The organism is Colwellia sp. MT41 (genome assembly GCF_001444365.1).
Taxonomy (GTDB): domain Bacteria; phylum Pseudomonadota; class Gammaproteobacteria; order Enterobacterales; family Alteromonadaceae; genus Colwellia; species Colwellia marinimaniae.
This window is the reverse complement of sequence record NZ_CP013145.1, coordinates 4,010,739-4,025,315: the sequence shown is the minus strand read 5'-3', so window position 1 is coordinate 4,025,315 and position 14,577 is coordinate 4,010,739. Positions and strand designations below refer to the sequence as shown.

Genomic DNA, 14,577 nt, shown 5'->3' with positions numbered 1-14,577 from the left:
TGCCTAATATCTTCACTATTCTAATGACTCTTTGAAAATTTAATAGGTTAGAATGGCCATATAATATGTAATAATGGCCACAGTAAGTTATTGAGAGATAAAAATGCCTAATAGACTCATTAAATCAGAAAATCTTATGGTTCATTTGCTGATTTATCCTCACGTTTTAGCGACAGGTGTAACATTACCTGTTGAAATGTTACTTGCCGGTGAGGCCTTTGCCCGACGTTATGATAAGTCAGCGTTAAAACTTAACACAAAATTTTTGAGTGAGTCGTCAGCAAAGATAAAGTCACGTGCAGGTATTAGTATGATTGCTGATATCACCCTTGACCATGAAGCCAATGTTAGCACCGTGCCAGCAGATATTATTATTGTGCCGAGTTTGTGGCGTAATCCTCGGCCTGTGCTTAAAAATCATAAAAAACTTATTGCTTGGCTAAAACATTGTTGGCAGCAGGGCAGTACATTAATTGGCGTTGGTACTGGTGTGTGTTTTTTGGCAGAATCGGGCTTGTTAGATAATCACTCAGCGACAACCCATTGGCATTATGTTGAGCAATTTAAACGTGATTATCCGCAAGTAGACTTAAAGCCGGATTTCTTTATTACCCAATCGGAAGGCATTTATTGTGCGGCGAGCTTAAATGCTTTGGCTGATATTATTGTGCATTTAATTGCCCAGCATTATGGTAAAGCCGCGGCACAAAATGTAGAACGAAATTTTTCCCATGAAATACGCAAGCCCTATGAAGAGCAGCGTTATTTAGAAGGTTCGGGTGATAGACACGCCGATGAATTGATTGCCGAAATTCAATTTTGGTTACGCACACATTTAAATACAGAATTAACCTTAACTGAAATTTCCGAACAATTTGGTATGAGTCAACGTTCATTTACGCGGCGATTTAAAGCCGCAACGGGTGTTAGGGCCACCCAATATTGGCAACAATTACGCATTGAAACGGCTAAAGAATTACTGGCCTCTAGCAATTTGACCATACAAGAAATAGCAGATCAGGTTGGTTATCAAGATCAAGGACACTTAACTCGCTTGTTTAAGCAGAATTTAAGTTTAACGCCAAAAGTTTATCGTGCCATGGTAAGGAAAAAGTTGTTTAGTTAAGCCTAAAGGGATAAAAAACTATTGATTAATTAGCGGGTGTTTATCTTAATATTTACTCTACCGGCTTAAAAACGATGTTGTTTTTACCATTTGTTTTTGCTTGATAAAGTAGAGAGTCTACCCGTTTAGCGATGGAGTTTGCGCAGTCACCTTTTATTACGGCACAAATACCTAAACTAATGGTGATGTTAATACCTGGCATTAAGGTTTTACTTGCCACGGTTTGACGAAGTTTTTCAGCTAATTTTATTGTATCAATTTTTGTTTTGGATTCCGATAAAATAACAAATTCCTCACCTCCGACTCTAAATAGGTGATCCGTTTGTCGAATATGATTTTCAATAAGCGCACTGAAGCTTTGTAATACTTTATCGCCAATATCATGGCCAAAATTATCATTGATTTTTTTGAAATCATCTATATCGATGCTTATAATAGCAAAGGGCGTTTGATAGCGCTCAAAACCCGCCAGCAATGCTTTTATCTTTAAATTGTAGGCTTTTCTATTTTTAACCTTGGTGAGTTCATCGAGTAAAGTTTGCGCTTTTAATTGTTGATGCGCTTCTTCTAATGAGGTGATGTCTCTGCTTATACCTAAAATACCAATATGGTTAGTAGCATACTCGAAGGGTATTTTTTTTGTTAATAGGTAAACCCTACTGCCATCAGGATAAGTAACCCACTCTTCATTAGTTCTTATTTTACCTTCGGCTAACATGAGTTTATCGTGATGCCTAAATAGACTAGCGAGGTCATGATCAAATATTTCGAAATCATTTTTACCGATTAACTTATCAGCTGATATATTGATAAAGTGGAGAAAGGCGGTATTGCAGCCAATATATTTGAAGTCTTTATCTTTATAGAAAATCAAATCATCAATTAAATTAATGACGGAGTTTAATAGTAAGTCTTTCTCTAAATACTTCATAAATCCTCCTATTTCTTCCGGCTGCTATTTTGGTGTAAGTACCACAAAATAGCAGTCGGTGAAATTTACTTTTACCTCATTAATATAGTCATAAAGTTACTCTTTAAGCAAAACAAAGAGCAAAAACTTGTCACAAGCTTTTAGCTGCGGCAAAATAAGCACCTGACATTTATTATTTGAGAAAAACATGAGCGAACAACTATCAAACGCACTTTCTAAAGCTGAGAAGCAAATTAGTCAAATGCTAACCATGCAAGATGCGATGAACAGTCGTGTTAGTGACACCTGGCGTGAAAATGGCTACGAGTGGTATCGTGCTATTTGGGTGGAATGTGCCGAGATGTTAGATCATCATGGTTGGAAGTGGTGGAAACACCAAGAAATTGATATCGCTCAAGTGCAATTAGAGCTGGTCGATATCTTTCATTTTGGATTAAGTTTACGTTTGATGTCCAACGATAGCGCCGAGTTTATTGCTCGCGATCTGGCGAAAGAATTACATCAAGGCACAGGCGAAAGTGACTTTAAAGTTGTACTTGAAAACTTAGCATCAGCAGCAGTGACCGATAAAACCTTTGATGCTAAGGCCCTTGCTGACTGCATGTCCTTAATGAATATGGACTTAGATGAGCTATTTAAACAATATGTCGGCAAAAACACACTAAACTTTTTCCGTCAAGATCACGGCTATAAAGAAGGTAGTTATATTAAAGAATGGCACGGTGAAGAAGACAATGAGGTGTTAGCTAAACTTGTTAGTACTTTAGATGCTGGCGCCGATGATTTTCAACAGCAGTTATATAAAGCGTTAGAAGAAAAATATCCCGCTTAAGTAATTCGCTATATCCACCTATATATATACCCGTGATACCTCAAAATGCGCGTTTCAGGATGTCTGAGCGATTCATGATCAAGGCGTATCTTTTTATTAAGGGTTATTCCCTTAAAAACAGATACAAGGAAGAGCATGATTTGCTCATACATCCCCGTAGGGCTGGTTTAGAAACGTTTTATGCAGCGTTATTGATTTCGACAATAGAACAACTATTATCTTCAATCAATGCCTGGCCTAAAGACGTTTCTAATTCCAGCTGAATCCTGCATTTTGAAGTAACACGGGTATAGGTGCAGTAATTTTATGCTGCACCTAGCTCTGCAACAACACGCCAATAAACCGTCCCCGAACAACCTCTAATAATATCTTTAACTTTGGCACACATTCTGCTTAATTCTGCTTAAGTAGTGCGTTTATCCGGTGGAATCAGGAAAAGCGTCAAGAATTTGAATCCCGGAGAAGTATATGGAATTGATATTATTTACCTTGATTACCTTAGTGGTTATTGTTGCTGTGTTAGCTAGTCGTTTAAATGATAATAGCTTTCCTTTTCCTTTTGATAGTAAAAAAGCAATATTTACCCCAGCAGAAAAGAACTTTCAAAACTTAGTTGAGCAAGCCCTAGGGACAAAATACCGGGTATTAAACCGAGTGAAATTAAGTGATGTGGTAACTATTCGTAATGGTGTCTCAAGTCGTGCTAGCCAAAGTGCGGCTAAAAGTGCTGAAGCAAAATACTTAGACTTTGTCATTTGTGAACGCAGTACCATGAAGCTACTGGGTGCCATCGATTTAGTGGATACCCAAGGACGAGGTTATAAAATAAAGAAAGATTGGTTTGTCAGTGGTAGTTTAGCCGCGGCTTCAATTCCACATCTTCGTATTAAAGTAAAAGCGAATTACACCCTAGAAGAAATTAGAACATGTATTCATACCCGCTTGTTTGGTAAATCAGCGGCTAACTTTGCCCCTCAGCCAAAAATAAAAGGGCGTATCATTCCTGCTCCTATGATAAGAGCAAGAAATAAGTCAGTAGGTGCTGTAACTTCAGCGGCGGCTAAAGCACAAGGTGAGCAAAAATCACCTGTGTTACCGCAAATGTCGGCAGGACAATTAGGCGCTATGCCAGCAACGTCATTATCGCATTAAGCTTTGGTACTTTTTAGTTATACATTTTTAGTTATACATTTTTTATTTTGCTTAGCATTATGATATATCGCTAAGAATATAGTAATGAATCTGAACTTGAAATAACTTAATAGAGTAACCGTAGGATAAAATACAGTGATCCGACATTATATGCCGACATAATATAATGTCGTTTTGTACTTTAGCTCGCGGTAATATACCGTTGAGCGGATAAAATAAGCTCTCCTTGAATAAAAAATCAACAAACAAACAATAAACAGCTAAAAAGTGCAAAATATTTCAATTTAGCTATTGCAAGGGGCAAAACATTACACTAGAATTCGCACCACTTAATGTAGTGCCGACTTAGCTCAGTTGGTAGAGCAACTGACTTGTAATCAGTAGGTCGCCAGTTCGATTCCGGCAGTCGGCACCATTAATACTTATTTAAGCTTTGCTTATATAAGGTACCTGTGAAAAGGTATCGGCTCAATGTGGAGGGGTTCCCGAGTGGCCAAAGGGATCAGACTGTAAATCTGACGGCTCAGCCTTCGGTGGTTCGAATCCACCTCCCTCCACCATATTTCGACTTATGCTTATGGCGCTTATTTTGCAACATAAGAGTAGGTCAAAAAACAGAGATGATCAGATAGAGTAAGCGGGTGTCGTATACTGGCTATTACCTCAGCCTTCCAAGCTGATGAAGCGGGTTCGATTCCCGCCACCCGCTCCAATCTTTGTATATGTATGCTGATATGGCTCAGTTGGTAGAGCACACCCTTGGTAAGGGTGAGGTCGGCAGTTCGAATCTGCCTATCAGCACCATTCTTAAGATAATTCTATCCAGATATTTCAAACATTGTAATATTAAACTTAATTCTATACCCAGAGGTATTTTAAAATGGCTAAAGAAAAATTTGAACGTACCAAACCGCACGTTAACGTTGGTACTATCGGTCACGTAGATCACGGTAAAACAACATTAACAGCCGCTATCTCTGCGGTATTAGCAAAAAAATACGGTGGCGAAGTTAAAGATTTTGCTCAAATCGATAACGCTCCAGAAGAACGTGAACGTGGTATTACTATCAATACTTCTCACATCGAATATGATACAGCAGTTCGTCACTATGCCCACGTAGATTGTCCAGGCCATGCTGATTACATCAAAAACATGATCACTGGTGCTGCACAAATGGATGGCGCTATCTTAGTAGTTGCGGCTACTGATGGTCCTATGCCACAAACACGTGAGCACATCTTATTATCTCGTCAAGTTGGTGTTCCTTACATCATCGTATTCATGAACAAATGTGACATGGTTGATGACGAAGAGTTATTAGAGCTAGTAGAAATGGAAGTTCGTGAACTTCTTAGCGAATATGACTTCCCAGGTGATGATTTACCAGTAATTCAAGGTTCAGCCTTAGGTGCATTGAACGGCGAAGAAAAATGGGTAGAGAAAGTACTTGAGCTTGCTCATCACTTAGATACTTACATTCCAGAGCCAGAACGTGCAATTGATGCTGCATTCATTATGCCAATTGAAGACGTTTTCTCAATCTCAGGCCGTGGTACTGTAGTAACGGGTCGTGTTGAGTGTGGTATCGTTAAAGTTGGTGACGAAGTAGAAGTTGTTGGTATCCGTGATACACAAAAATCTACTTGTACTGGTGTTGAAATGTTCCGTAAGCTTCTTGACGAAGGTCGTGCTGGCGAGAACTGTGGTATTCTTCTTCGTGGTCTTAAGCGTGAAGATGTTGAACGTGGCCAAGTACTTTGTGCTCCAGGTTCAATCTTACCTCATACTAAATTCGAATCAGAAGTTTACATCTTAAGCAAAGATGAAGGTGGCCGTCATACTCCATTCTTCAAAGGCTACCGTCCACAGTTTTACTTCCGTACCACGGATATCACTGGTGCTGTAGAGCTTCCTGAAGGTGTTGAAATGGTAATGCCAGGCGACAACTTGAAATTTGTTGTTGAGCTAATCAACCCAGTAGCGATGGATGAAGGTTTACGCTTCGCTATCCGTGAAGGTGGTCGTACTGTTGGTGCTGGTGTTGTTTCTAAAATTATAGCTTAATTGATAACTAATTTGCGCTAGAGTTGGTGTTAGCGGCATTGGCAGTACTCATTGACTCACGTCAACTGCGTACTTCCACTTTGCTAACACTGCATCTTGCAGCAAATTAATCTATCAATATCTAAAGAAGGTCGCTAACGCGGCCTTTTTTGATCTTGTTATATAGTAAATAGCGCGAACAAGTTCCCGCCTACAGTGATAGGATCCCCGTAGGCGGGAACTTGTTCGCGCAGATTAACTAATTATTGGCAGACACAATGGTCAGCAAGTTGCTTATCTTACTCAATATAACAAATACTTCTTGAGTAAAACACTGGGCTGAGTATAATGGCGCCTCACTTCTCGAGTATCTCTTAATTCCCAAAAACTAAGATTACCCGGTAAGTGTAACTAATGCTTTATAAGCGATCTGTAGGGGTGTAGTTCCAATTGGTAGAACAGCGGTCTCCAAAACCGATGGTTGGGAGTTCGAGTCTCTCCACCCCTGCCACTTTGTGTAGATATAGGTACATTACCTATATTTTATCGGCTTGTGATAGCAAGTCGTGTTATTAAAAAAGTAGATAAATACGGAATAGAATTATGAATGCAAGTACAGAAGAGCAACCAAGCAGTTCTTTCGATACGTTAAAGTGGGGGATTATTTTCTTACTTTTAGCTGGGGCTGTTGCAGGTAATTACGTTTACGGTGAAGAATCAGTGTTAATTAGAGCCGTTACCGTTGTCGTAATGGTTGGGGTTGCTGGCTTAATTGCATTACAAACTGAAAAGGGTCGTAATGCCGCTATATTTGCAAAAGAAGCGCGTACTGAAGTACGTAAAGTTGTTTGGCCAACACGTCAAGAAGCCGTGCAAACGACAGGAATTGTTTTAGTAGTGACTTTATTGATGTCATTACTACTTTGGGGATTAGACTCTGTTCTATTCTGGTTAGTTAGTTTAGTTACAGGTATGCAGGTTTAGTTATGACTGAAGAAAATATGTCAGAAGAAGAAAATGTCCCAGAGGAAATTTCAGCTGTAGAGAGTGCAGAACAGCATGTAAATAGAAATCCAAAATTACGTTGGTATGTTGTACAAGCCTTTTCAGGCTATGAAGGTCGAGTGCAAAAAACATTGGTTGAGCATATTGGCATTCACGGTTTAGAAGATAAGTTTGGTGAGATTTTAGTGCCAACCGAAGAGATCGTAGAAATGCGCGCTGGTCAAAAGCGTAAAAGTTCACGTAAGTTCTTCCCTGGCTATGTTTTAGTTCAAATGGAACTTGATGATGAATCTTGGCATTTAGTTAAAAGCGTACCACGTGTTCTTGGTTTCATTGGTGGTACCAAAGAACGTCCTGCGGCTATTACCCAAAAAGAAGCAGATCGTATTTTACAGCGCCTTGCAGAAACAGATAAGCCTAAACCTAAGACATTATTTGAGCCTGGTGAAGTTGTTCGTGTTATTGACGGACCATTTGCTGACTTTAATGGTGTGGTTGAAGAGCTTGATTACGAGAAAAACCGTATCAAGGTATCAGTTCTTATCTTTGGTCGTTCAACGCCAGTTGATTTAGAATTTGGTCAAGTTGAAAAGGGCAGCTAATTAGCTAGCCTTACTTGATATAAAAACGCTTGCCTTGTGCAGGCGTTTTTTGTTTTCATAGGGTGAAATATTTATAAAATGGTATTAGTTCTTATCTTTGGTCGTTCAACGCCAGTTGATTTAACTCTTTATTAAACATGCCTCTGTAGTTTACTCAGGAACTTTTTGTAAACGTCATCTTCGAAGTCTCTGATCGAAGATCCATTGCTATTTAGACCCTGGATCCCCGATTACAACACCACGGGGATGACGATCCTGAGCCAAGTGCATAGGCATGTTATTAAATACGCTAAGTAGGTCAAGTTGAAAAGGGCAGCTAATTAGCTAGCCTTACTTGATATAAAAAGTATTTGATATAAAACGCTTGCCTTGTGCAGGCGTTTTTTGTTTGAGGGCTTTACTTTAATTGTAAAATTTTGCCAAATAATTGGTTAAGTTACTACTAGCAGTACAAAGCATATACGGACTCAAAGCTTAACGCGATAGCTGGGTAACTTAGCCAAGAGCACGAAGGTGACTCATTACTTTGATGACGGGTTGATTAGCATAAGGAATTAACGCACTAAGCTTTCAAACCTAGTCCGTATAATGTGATGAGTCCCTTGTACTTACTCAGTCATTGCCGTCATGGCTAATAAATACCAAGTAGCATGTTGTAACCCTTGTTCAACCCAGCGCCAATTATTTTCATCGGGCCCTTCGGCCCAAGTAATGCCGCGACCTTCTGGGTTTAACGTTGTGCCAGTAATACCCTTTGAAATACCACCGTTTAACATGGTACCCGCGCTTTTAGCGTGTGGAGGGTTATTAACACCAAAGCCGTATAACATACTCACTTGGTAAGGATTCTTACCCATAAGCCAATCTATTTGGCTTTGGGCAAAATTGGCTAGCTCACTATTGATAGCAAAAGCGCCACGGGGATCGCTGTGTGTTACTTTACCACCCCAAATCGCCGCGGCTGTTAAGGATGCTAGGCGAGCATTTTCACCTTGCCAGGAGTCATTTGTTTCATTGGCATGAGGCATGAAAAAGCCTTCTTGTTGTTTGGCATACTGGCCATCTTTATAGGTTTTAAATGTTTGGCGCGCTAAATTAAAGGGGTTGGCGACCTGAGAGTTTAAGGCCAGTTGATAATTGAGTGATAATTTTATGGTACGCTTAGTTTTATTTTTAAGCTTACGGCTACGCTCTATGGATAAATACTCAACTAAGGCAATAATGGGTAAGCCTGCTTCAACGCCATGGTAAAAAGGTCTGTCGTCATCATCACTGATAAACCAACCCTGGGATGTCATTCTGTTATTTAAGTTGCGGGCACGAAGACGAGCAGCTTTTAAGTATTTAGTTTTTTTTGTGAGGCGATATAGCTCGGTTGCCGCAATAAGTGCGGTGTAATCATCAATAATATTTTCTTTGCCATTATCAACATAGTGTAAGTTGTACTTTTGTAAATGGGCAAAGGCACGCTCGGCATCAGTCAAATATTGCTTAGCAGAAAATTCACCTTGTACACCCGTTTTATTACTCAATTCATGTGCCCTTACTAAAGCGGCAATGGCCATGCCACCGCCTTCCCGAAAGGCAGCTTGGAAGTTGTTGGTGTATTTTTCATTGATTGTGTCATAACCAGTCACTAAGCGTTCATCAGCTAAACCTTTCTGGTCAAAGATATTAGTATAAAAATAGCCAGCGCTGGCTAATGTTCTATGCAAATAATCAGCGCCCCACATAACTTCTTCGGCCAACTCTAGTGTTAAACCTTTTCGGTCATAGAGTCTAGGTAAGCTGTCATACGATTTTGCTAATGCCCATGTGACAATAGCACCTTGCTGTGCAACTAAATAATTTGAGTCAGCAAAGTGATTTAAATATTTACCCGAGTCACTACCGGAAACAACCCAGCCACCAGAAACATCAATATAACGCTCTGTACCATTGATACGAATTGATTTATCGGTCGGGTTAGTGTGACGACTAGCTTTAAAGTAATTAATGATTGATTTGGCTGTTAGGCCAAAATAGGCATTAGGTTTGATGATAAATGTTGAGGAAGCCAATTGTTGTTTTTGGGTATTGACCACAATATGGAATTCACCTCGGCGTTTTAGCGAAGAAAAGTCAGCGAGGTAATAGTGTGTGCCTTGTCCCCATTCAGTAAAGCTTGGTTGGGCGGTCAGTTGGCCTTGAAAAATAATGTTTGAAGCTTGATACACGATGAAGCGACTTGCTGTTTCACCTATGGGTAAAGCAACCACCGCTTGCTTGGGTGCTTGTACATCGAAAGCTACTTGGTTGATATAAATATTGGCTTTAGCTAAATTTGGTGGGTTACTTGGCTGAGGTTTACTACTACAAGCAGAGACTAGCACTAACATCGCCAGTAGCATAAGTTTGCCACTATGAGAAAAGGCTGGAGTAAACATGGTGTTATTTCCGTAAGGTTATTTTTTTTATAGCATTCACCATAGCCTAATAACGAATGTTTGGTAATGGCTTAATTAGTGTAACGGGTACTTTTGCTGTTATTTTTAGCAAAGACTATACTTTTGCAGGCAGTTTGATATTTAGAGTAGTCTCTTATTGTCTATATGCTGTTGCTGTAGTAGTTGGTTTAACTTATCTATTTTTTCCTCAAGTATTAACATATCCTCTTTAGTAGCTATGGTTTTTTTTGGTTTACCTTCCTCTTCATGCATGACTTGCATAGCATCAACAATAATACCAATAAATAAGTTCAGCACGGCAAAGCTGGTAACAATAATAAAGGGTATAAAAAACACCCAGGAAAGTGGAAATAACTCCATAGTTGGACGTACTATGCCCATAGACCAACTTTCGAGGGTCATTACCTGAAACAAGGTATATGCCGAAGCGCCAATGCTACCAAACCATTCCTGCATATTGCTGTCACTATGACTACCAAATATTTTAGTCGTTAACACGGCCGAGACATAAAAAATGATGCTTAATACACCTACGACCGAAGCCATACCCGGTAATGAATGGGCTAGAGCGCCAATAACGCGTCGCATTTGTGGTACGACAGAGAGTAAACGTAACACCCGTAATATTCTAAAAGCACGAAGTACCGATAATGCACCGCTGGTTGGTGCCCAGGAAATAGCGACAATAATAAAGTCGAACCAATTCCAACCTGAACGGAAAAAATGACCTCTATAAACAATGAGTTTTAACAACAGCTCTATGGAGAACAACACTAAGATGGTTGTGTCTATGATATGAAGAATACCGGCATTAGCTTTACCAAACTGACTTGTTTCTAGGCCAAGGGTAAAGGCATTAAATAGAATAAGGAAAATAAGAAAATGTTGAAAATTATTACTCTCAACGAATTTTTTTAGGCTAAGCCGTTGCCTATTAAGAGATGACATAGTAATTACCGACGAATAGAGAATGTTTTTGGCAGATGCAGTTATATGCAAGTGCAGTAAAAATGGTGACTCTACACTAATGGTCAATAAAAAATGTGACTAAATGTTAACATTATTGAGGGCTTTTTCTAATGCATACCACTCAACATTAACTTATGAATTACTTTTTTTACCAGTGATATGGAGTATTTACTCAAAAAGTTTAGCATGCGCACTTAGGTGGGTGGTCACGCTATGTATTTAACAACGGCTGAAGATCGTTTTTATAATAGTCATGCTAATTCGTCAATTGTTTATGCCTGTGTTCATGCCTCTATTCATGCGTTGAAGTAGGGTAGCGTTTATCTAAGTTTCTAGCGGTTGAAAAATTAAATCTATTCGCAGCTTTAGCTGCCGGTTACTGTCATTATTTATCGAAAAATATTGTGAAAATACACCTCTAATCGGTAAAACCTGCACTACCTTTACTGCGCACAAGCAATTGATGCTGTGTTAATTAATAACGTTGATATCGATATGAGTCGCTTAAACTAAGTCGGCTAGGGTAAAAAAAGTGAGGGATCCAGCCGACACCGAAGTAGCGCATAAGGATAATTGGAGAATTGAAGTAAGCGTTGCTATTAGTAAATAAGTGGCTGAAAAACTTTAATTATTTGGCGAAATTAACATTAGCCTAGGCAAGTAAATAGTAATTTTGACTGGTCTAGTAATAAAGCACTTGAAATGGTACTACTGCTTAATATATAATCCGCTGCCGCTTATTTTTAGCGCGCACTAAATGCGCTTTGAAATGTTATGTAAGTAACTATTTTTTAAAGCGAATTTTGTAAACAGGGAAGCTAAAGTTTACATGTGAGTTGGTCGATGCCGACTTAGTGTTAAATAAATAGCGTTAATTACCCAAACTAAAGGTATTTTAAAATGGCTAAAAAAGTCCAAGCTCTAATCAAGCTACAAGTAGCTGCTGGTGCAGCTAACCCGTCACCACCAGTTGGTCCTGCACTAGGACAACACGGTGTTAACATCATGGAATTCTGTAAAGCGTTCAACGCGAAAACAGATTCTTTAGAAAAAGGCGCTCCGGTTCCAGTAGTAATTACTGTATATAATGACCGTTCGTTTACTTTCGAAACAAAAACTCCACCTGCTTCTTACTTATTGAAAAAAGCAGCGGGCATAAAAAGCGGCTCTGGTCGTCCTAACACTGAAAAAGTTGGCACTGTAACTACAGCTCAACTTGAAGAAATTGTTAAGATGAAAGAAGTTGATCTTACTGCTGGTTCTATGGAAGCTGCAGTGCGTACCATTGCGGGTTCTGCTCGTTCAATGGGTTTAGTGGTAGAGGACTAACCAATGACTAAATTATCAAAACGCGCTCGTCTTATCCGTGAAAAAGTAGACGTATTAAAAGAATATGATATCAAAGAAGCTGTTGCTTTATTAAAGGAATTTGCTACTGCTAACTTCCGTGAAAGCGTAGATGTTGCGGTAAATCTTGGTATAGATGCTCGTAAATCAGATCAAAACGTTCGTGGTGCGACAGTATTACCAAATGGTACTGGCCGTGATGTACGTGTTGCTGTATTTACCCAAGGCGAAAACGTAGAGAAAGCTAAAGCAGCTGGTGCTGACATTGTTGGTATGGAAGATTTAGCTGCACTAGTAAAAGCTGGCGAAATGAACTTCGACGTTGTTATTGCTTCTCCTGACGCAATGCGTGTTGTTGGTCAACTAGGTCAAATCTTAGGCCCTCGTGGTTTAATGCCTAACCCTAAAGTTGGCACAGTAACTCCTGATGTAGCTGGCGCTGTTAAAAAAGCCAAGTCTGGTCAGATCCGTTACCGCAATGACAAAAACGGCATCATCCATACCACAATTGGTAAGGCTGATTTCGATGCTGCACATTTGCAAGAAAACTTAGAAGCATTGCTTGAAGCGCTTAAAAAAGCAAAACCTGCCAATGCTAAAGGTCAATACTTTAAGAAAATATCTCTTTCTACAACTATGGGTGCTGGCGTTGTCATCAACCAATCGACTCTTTCTCAAGATTAATATTTACCGGTAAATTATTACCTGTATATAATTGAGTGAAGTTTCGAGTATTGAATCTTTACAAGGGCAAAATTATATTCTATAATTTCGCCCCTTAAATTTTGGTAGGAGTTGTGGACTTTTTTGGCTTAATTGTCGACTAAAGTAGACAACCCCCGTCCAAGACCGTAGGTGTAGATTTATGCTACTTAATTTCCTACGTAGATGGTGATTACCCAGATATTTCCTTAAATTTTCTGGTCCTCGCCGTAATGGCCCAAAAACAAATTTATTTGTATTTGGGGATTGTAAATACCGGTGCTTATATATTATATGGCCGGTGAACCAGGAGTTAAAGCCAATGGCTATCAATCTTGATGATAAAAAAGCAATTGTTGCTGAAGTTCAAGAAGCTGCTAATGGCGCTCAATCAGTTGTAATCGCGGATGCCCGTGGTGTACCAGTTGAAGCAATTACTGCATTGCGTAAGCAAGCACGTGAGAATGGTGTATGGATGAAAGTTGTCCGTAACACATTAGCACGTCGTGCAGTAGAAGGTACTGAATTTGAATGTGTTAAAGACGTATTCAAAGGCCCTTCATTAATCGCTTTCTCTAATGAGCACCCAGGTGCTGCTGCACGTTTATTCACTGACTTCGCTAAAACTAACGAAAAATTTGAATTAAAAGCAGCTGCATTTGAAGGCAACACAGTAGACGTAAATATGTTAGCTAAGCTACCAACTTACGACGAAGCAATTGCACAATTAATGAGCGTTATGAAAGAAGCATCTGCAGGCAAGTTAGTCCGCACGATTGCTGCACTTCGCGATCAGAAAGAACAAGAAGCTGCATAATTTATTTTTTGTTTACTGATGTAAGCAAAAAAAAAGCACTTTTTGTATTTATAGTTATTCAAAACAGCACATTATATTTTTATATAAGGCTGTTTATTAAAAAACAGGAAATTTAAAATGTCTATTTCTAAAGACGATATCTTAAACGCAGTTGCTGACATGTCAGTAATGGACGTAGTTGCACTAATCGAAGCAATGGAAGAGAAGTTTGGCGTATCTGCTGCTGCTGCTACTGTTGTTGCTGGCGGTGACGCTGGTGCTGCTGTTGCAGAACAAACTGAATTTGACGTTGTTATGTCTAGCTTCGGTGAGAAGAAAGTTGCAGTAATCAAAGCCGTTCGTAGTGCTACAGGTCTAGGCCTTAAAGAAGCTAAAACGTTAGTTGAATCTCTTGGCGTTGTTAAAGAAGGCGTAGAAAAAGCTGAAGCAGAAGAGCTTTTGAAAATTCTTGAAGAAGCTGGTGCTTCTGTTGAGATCAAATAATCTGTTTTTAAACAGATTATTTGCCTGAAAAGGCATGGCTGGTGATTTAAACGTCACCGGCCTTTTTGCGCTAAACAAAAGTGATGTTTTTTAACGAAAACAATGCATTATCTAGCGTGT

At 39.3% G+C, this 14,577-nt stretch carries 13 protein-coding genes and 5 tRNA genes; 15 read left to right on the top strand and 3 right to left on the bottom strand.

The genetic code is table 11. The features are described from left to right. Window positions 1-103: 103 nt before the first annotated feature. Entirely contained in the window at window positions 104-1,126 is a 1,023-nt protein-coding gene (locus tag CMT41_RS17055; RefSeq protein ID WP_058027938.1) for a GlxA family transcriptional regulator, read from the top strand. Between the two features lie 52 nt (window positions 1,127-1,178). On the opposite strand, the gene CMT41_RS17050 is transcribed toward CMT41_RS17055, so the two are convergent. Continuing rightward, the gene (locus tag CMT41_RS17050; protein ID WP_058027937.1) at window positions 1,179-2,057 is read right to left on the bottom strand and encodes a GGDEF domain-containing protein; all 879 of its coding nucleotides are present in this window, start codon (window positions 2,055-2,057) and stop codon (window positions 1,179-1,181) included. A 187-nt stretch (window positions 2,058-2,244) separates the two neighbouring features. Here CMT41_RS17050 and CMT41_RS17045 point away from each other — a divergent pair, with 187 nt between their 5' ends. The 10 genes from CMT41_RS17045 to nusG all read left to right on the top strand — a co-directional run bounded on the left by CMT41_RS17045 (window position 2,245) and on the right by nusG (window position 7,692). Then, window positions 2,245-2,889 carry a dUTP diphosphatase gene (locus CMT41_RS17045; protein ID WP_057183003.1) on the top strand — a complete coding sequence of 215 codons (645 nt, stop codon included), beginning with the start codon at window positions 2,245-2,247 and terminating at the stop codon, window positions 2,887-2,889. A gap of 468 nt (window positions 2,890-3,357) precedes the next feature. Further along, complete coding sequence (locus tag CMT41_RS17040) at window positions 3,358-4,041, top strand: DUF2726 domain-containing protein (protein ID WP_058027936.1); 684 nt, start codon at window positions 3,358-3,360, stop codon at window positions 4,039-4,041. A 339-nt stretch (window positions 4,042-4,380) separates the two neighbouring features. Further along, a tRNA-Thr gene (locus CMT41_RS17035) sits at window positions 4,381-4,456 on the top strand. 60 nt (window positions 4,457-4,516) lie between these two features. Further along, window positions 4,517-4,601 (top strand) — tRNA-Tyr (locus CMT41_RS17030). Between the two features lie 77 nt (window positions 4,602-4,678). Then, a tRNA-Gly gene (locus CMT41_RS17025) sits at window positions 4,679-4,753 on the top strand. Window positions 4,754-4,769: 16 nt separating this feature from the next. Further along, window positions 4,770-4,845, top strand: a tRNA-Thr gene (locus CMT41_RS17020). Between the two features lie 76 nt (window positions 4,846-4,921). Beyond that, a complete protein-coding gene (tuf, locus tag CMT41_RS17015) occupies window positions 4,922-6,106 on the top strand; it encodes an elongation factor Tu (protein ID WP_058027935.1) in 1,185 nt (394 codons plus the stop codon). 413 nt (window positions 6,107-6,519) lie between these two features. Next, window positions 6,520-6,596: transfer RNA gene (locus CMT41_RS17010), tRNA-Trp, on the top strand. Window positions 6,597-6,688: 92 nt separating this feature from the next. Beyond that, window positions 6,689-7,069: a preprotein translocase subunit SecE gene (gene secE / locus CMT41_RS17005; protein WP_058027934.1), complete on the top strand. Its 381-nt coding sequence runs from the start codon at window positions 6,689-6,691 to the stop codon at window positions 7,067-7,069. A gap of 2 nt (window positions 7,070-7,071) precedes the next feature. Beyond that, window positions 7,072-7,692 (top strand): transcription termination/antitermination protein NusG, encoded by a 621-nt coding sequence (gene nusG, locus CMT41_RS17000; protein WP_232299985.1) that lies wholly within the window; start codon window positions 7,072-7,074, stop codon window positions 7,690-7,692. Window positions 7,693-8,300: 608 nt separating this feature from the next. On the opposite strand, the gene CMT41_RS16995 is transcribed toward nusG, so the two are convergent. Both CMT41_RS16995 and CMT41_RS16990 read right to left on the bottom strand, forming a co-directional pair. Next, the gene (locus CMT41_RS16995; protein WP_058027933.1) at window positions 8,301-10,118 is read right to left on the bottom strand and encodes a glycoside hydrolase family 9 protein; all 1,818 of its coding nucleotides are present in this window, start codon (window positions 10,116-10,118) and stop codon (window positions 8,301-8,303) included. Window positions 10,119-10,259: 141 nt separating this feature from the next. Continuing rightward, on the bottom strand, window positions 10,260-11,087 hold the full coding sequence (locus tag CMT41_RS16990; RefSeq protein ID WP_058027932.1) for an ion transporter: 828 nt from the start codon (window positions 11,085-11,087) through the stop codon (window positions 10,260-10,262). Between the two features lie 921 nt (window positions 11,088-12,008). On the opposite strand from CMT41_RS16990, the gene rplK reads away from it, so the two are divergent. The 4 genes from rplK (at window position 12,009) to rplL (ending at window position 14,457) form a co-directional block, all read left to right on the top strand. Next, window positions 12,009-12,437: a 50S ribosomal protein L11 gene (gene rplK / locus CMT41_RS16985; protein ID WP_057182988.1), complete on the top strand. Its 429-nt coding sequence runs from the start codon at window positions 12,009-12,011 to the stop codon at window positions 12,435-12,437. 3 nt (window positions 12,438-12,440) lie between these two features. Then, window positions 12,441-13,139 (top strand): 50S ribosomal protein L1, encoded by a 699-nt coding sequence (rplA, locus tag CMT41_RS16980; RefSeq protein ID WP_057182986.1) that lies wholly within the window; start codon window positions 12,441-12,443, stop codon window positions 13,137-13,139. Window positions 13,140-13,479: 340 nt separating this feature from the next. Then, window positions 13,480-13,974 (top strand): 50S ribosomal protein L10, encoded by a 495-nt coding sequence (gene rplJ, locus CMT41_RS16975; RefSeq protein ID WP_058027931.1) that lies wholly within the window; start codon window positions 13,480-13,482, stop codon window positions 13,972-13,974. A 117-nt stretch (window positions 13,975-14,091) separates the two neighbouring features. Beyond that, window positions 14,092-14,457, top strand: a complete 366-nt coding sequence (gene rplL / locus CMT41_RS16970) for a 50S ribosomal protein L7/L12 (RefSeq protein WP_057182982.1) — start codon at window positions 14,092-14,094, stop codon at window positions 14,455-14,457. The last annotated feature ends 120 nt before the right edge of the window (window positions 14,458-14,577 follow it).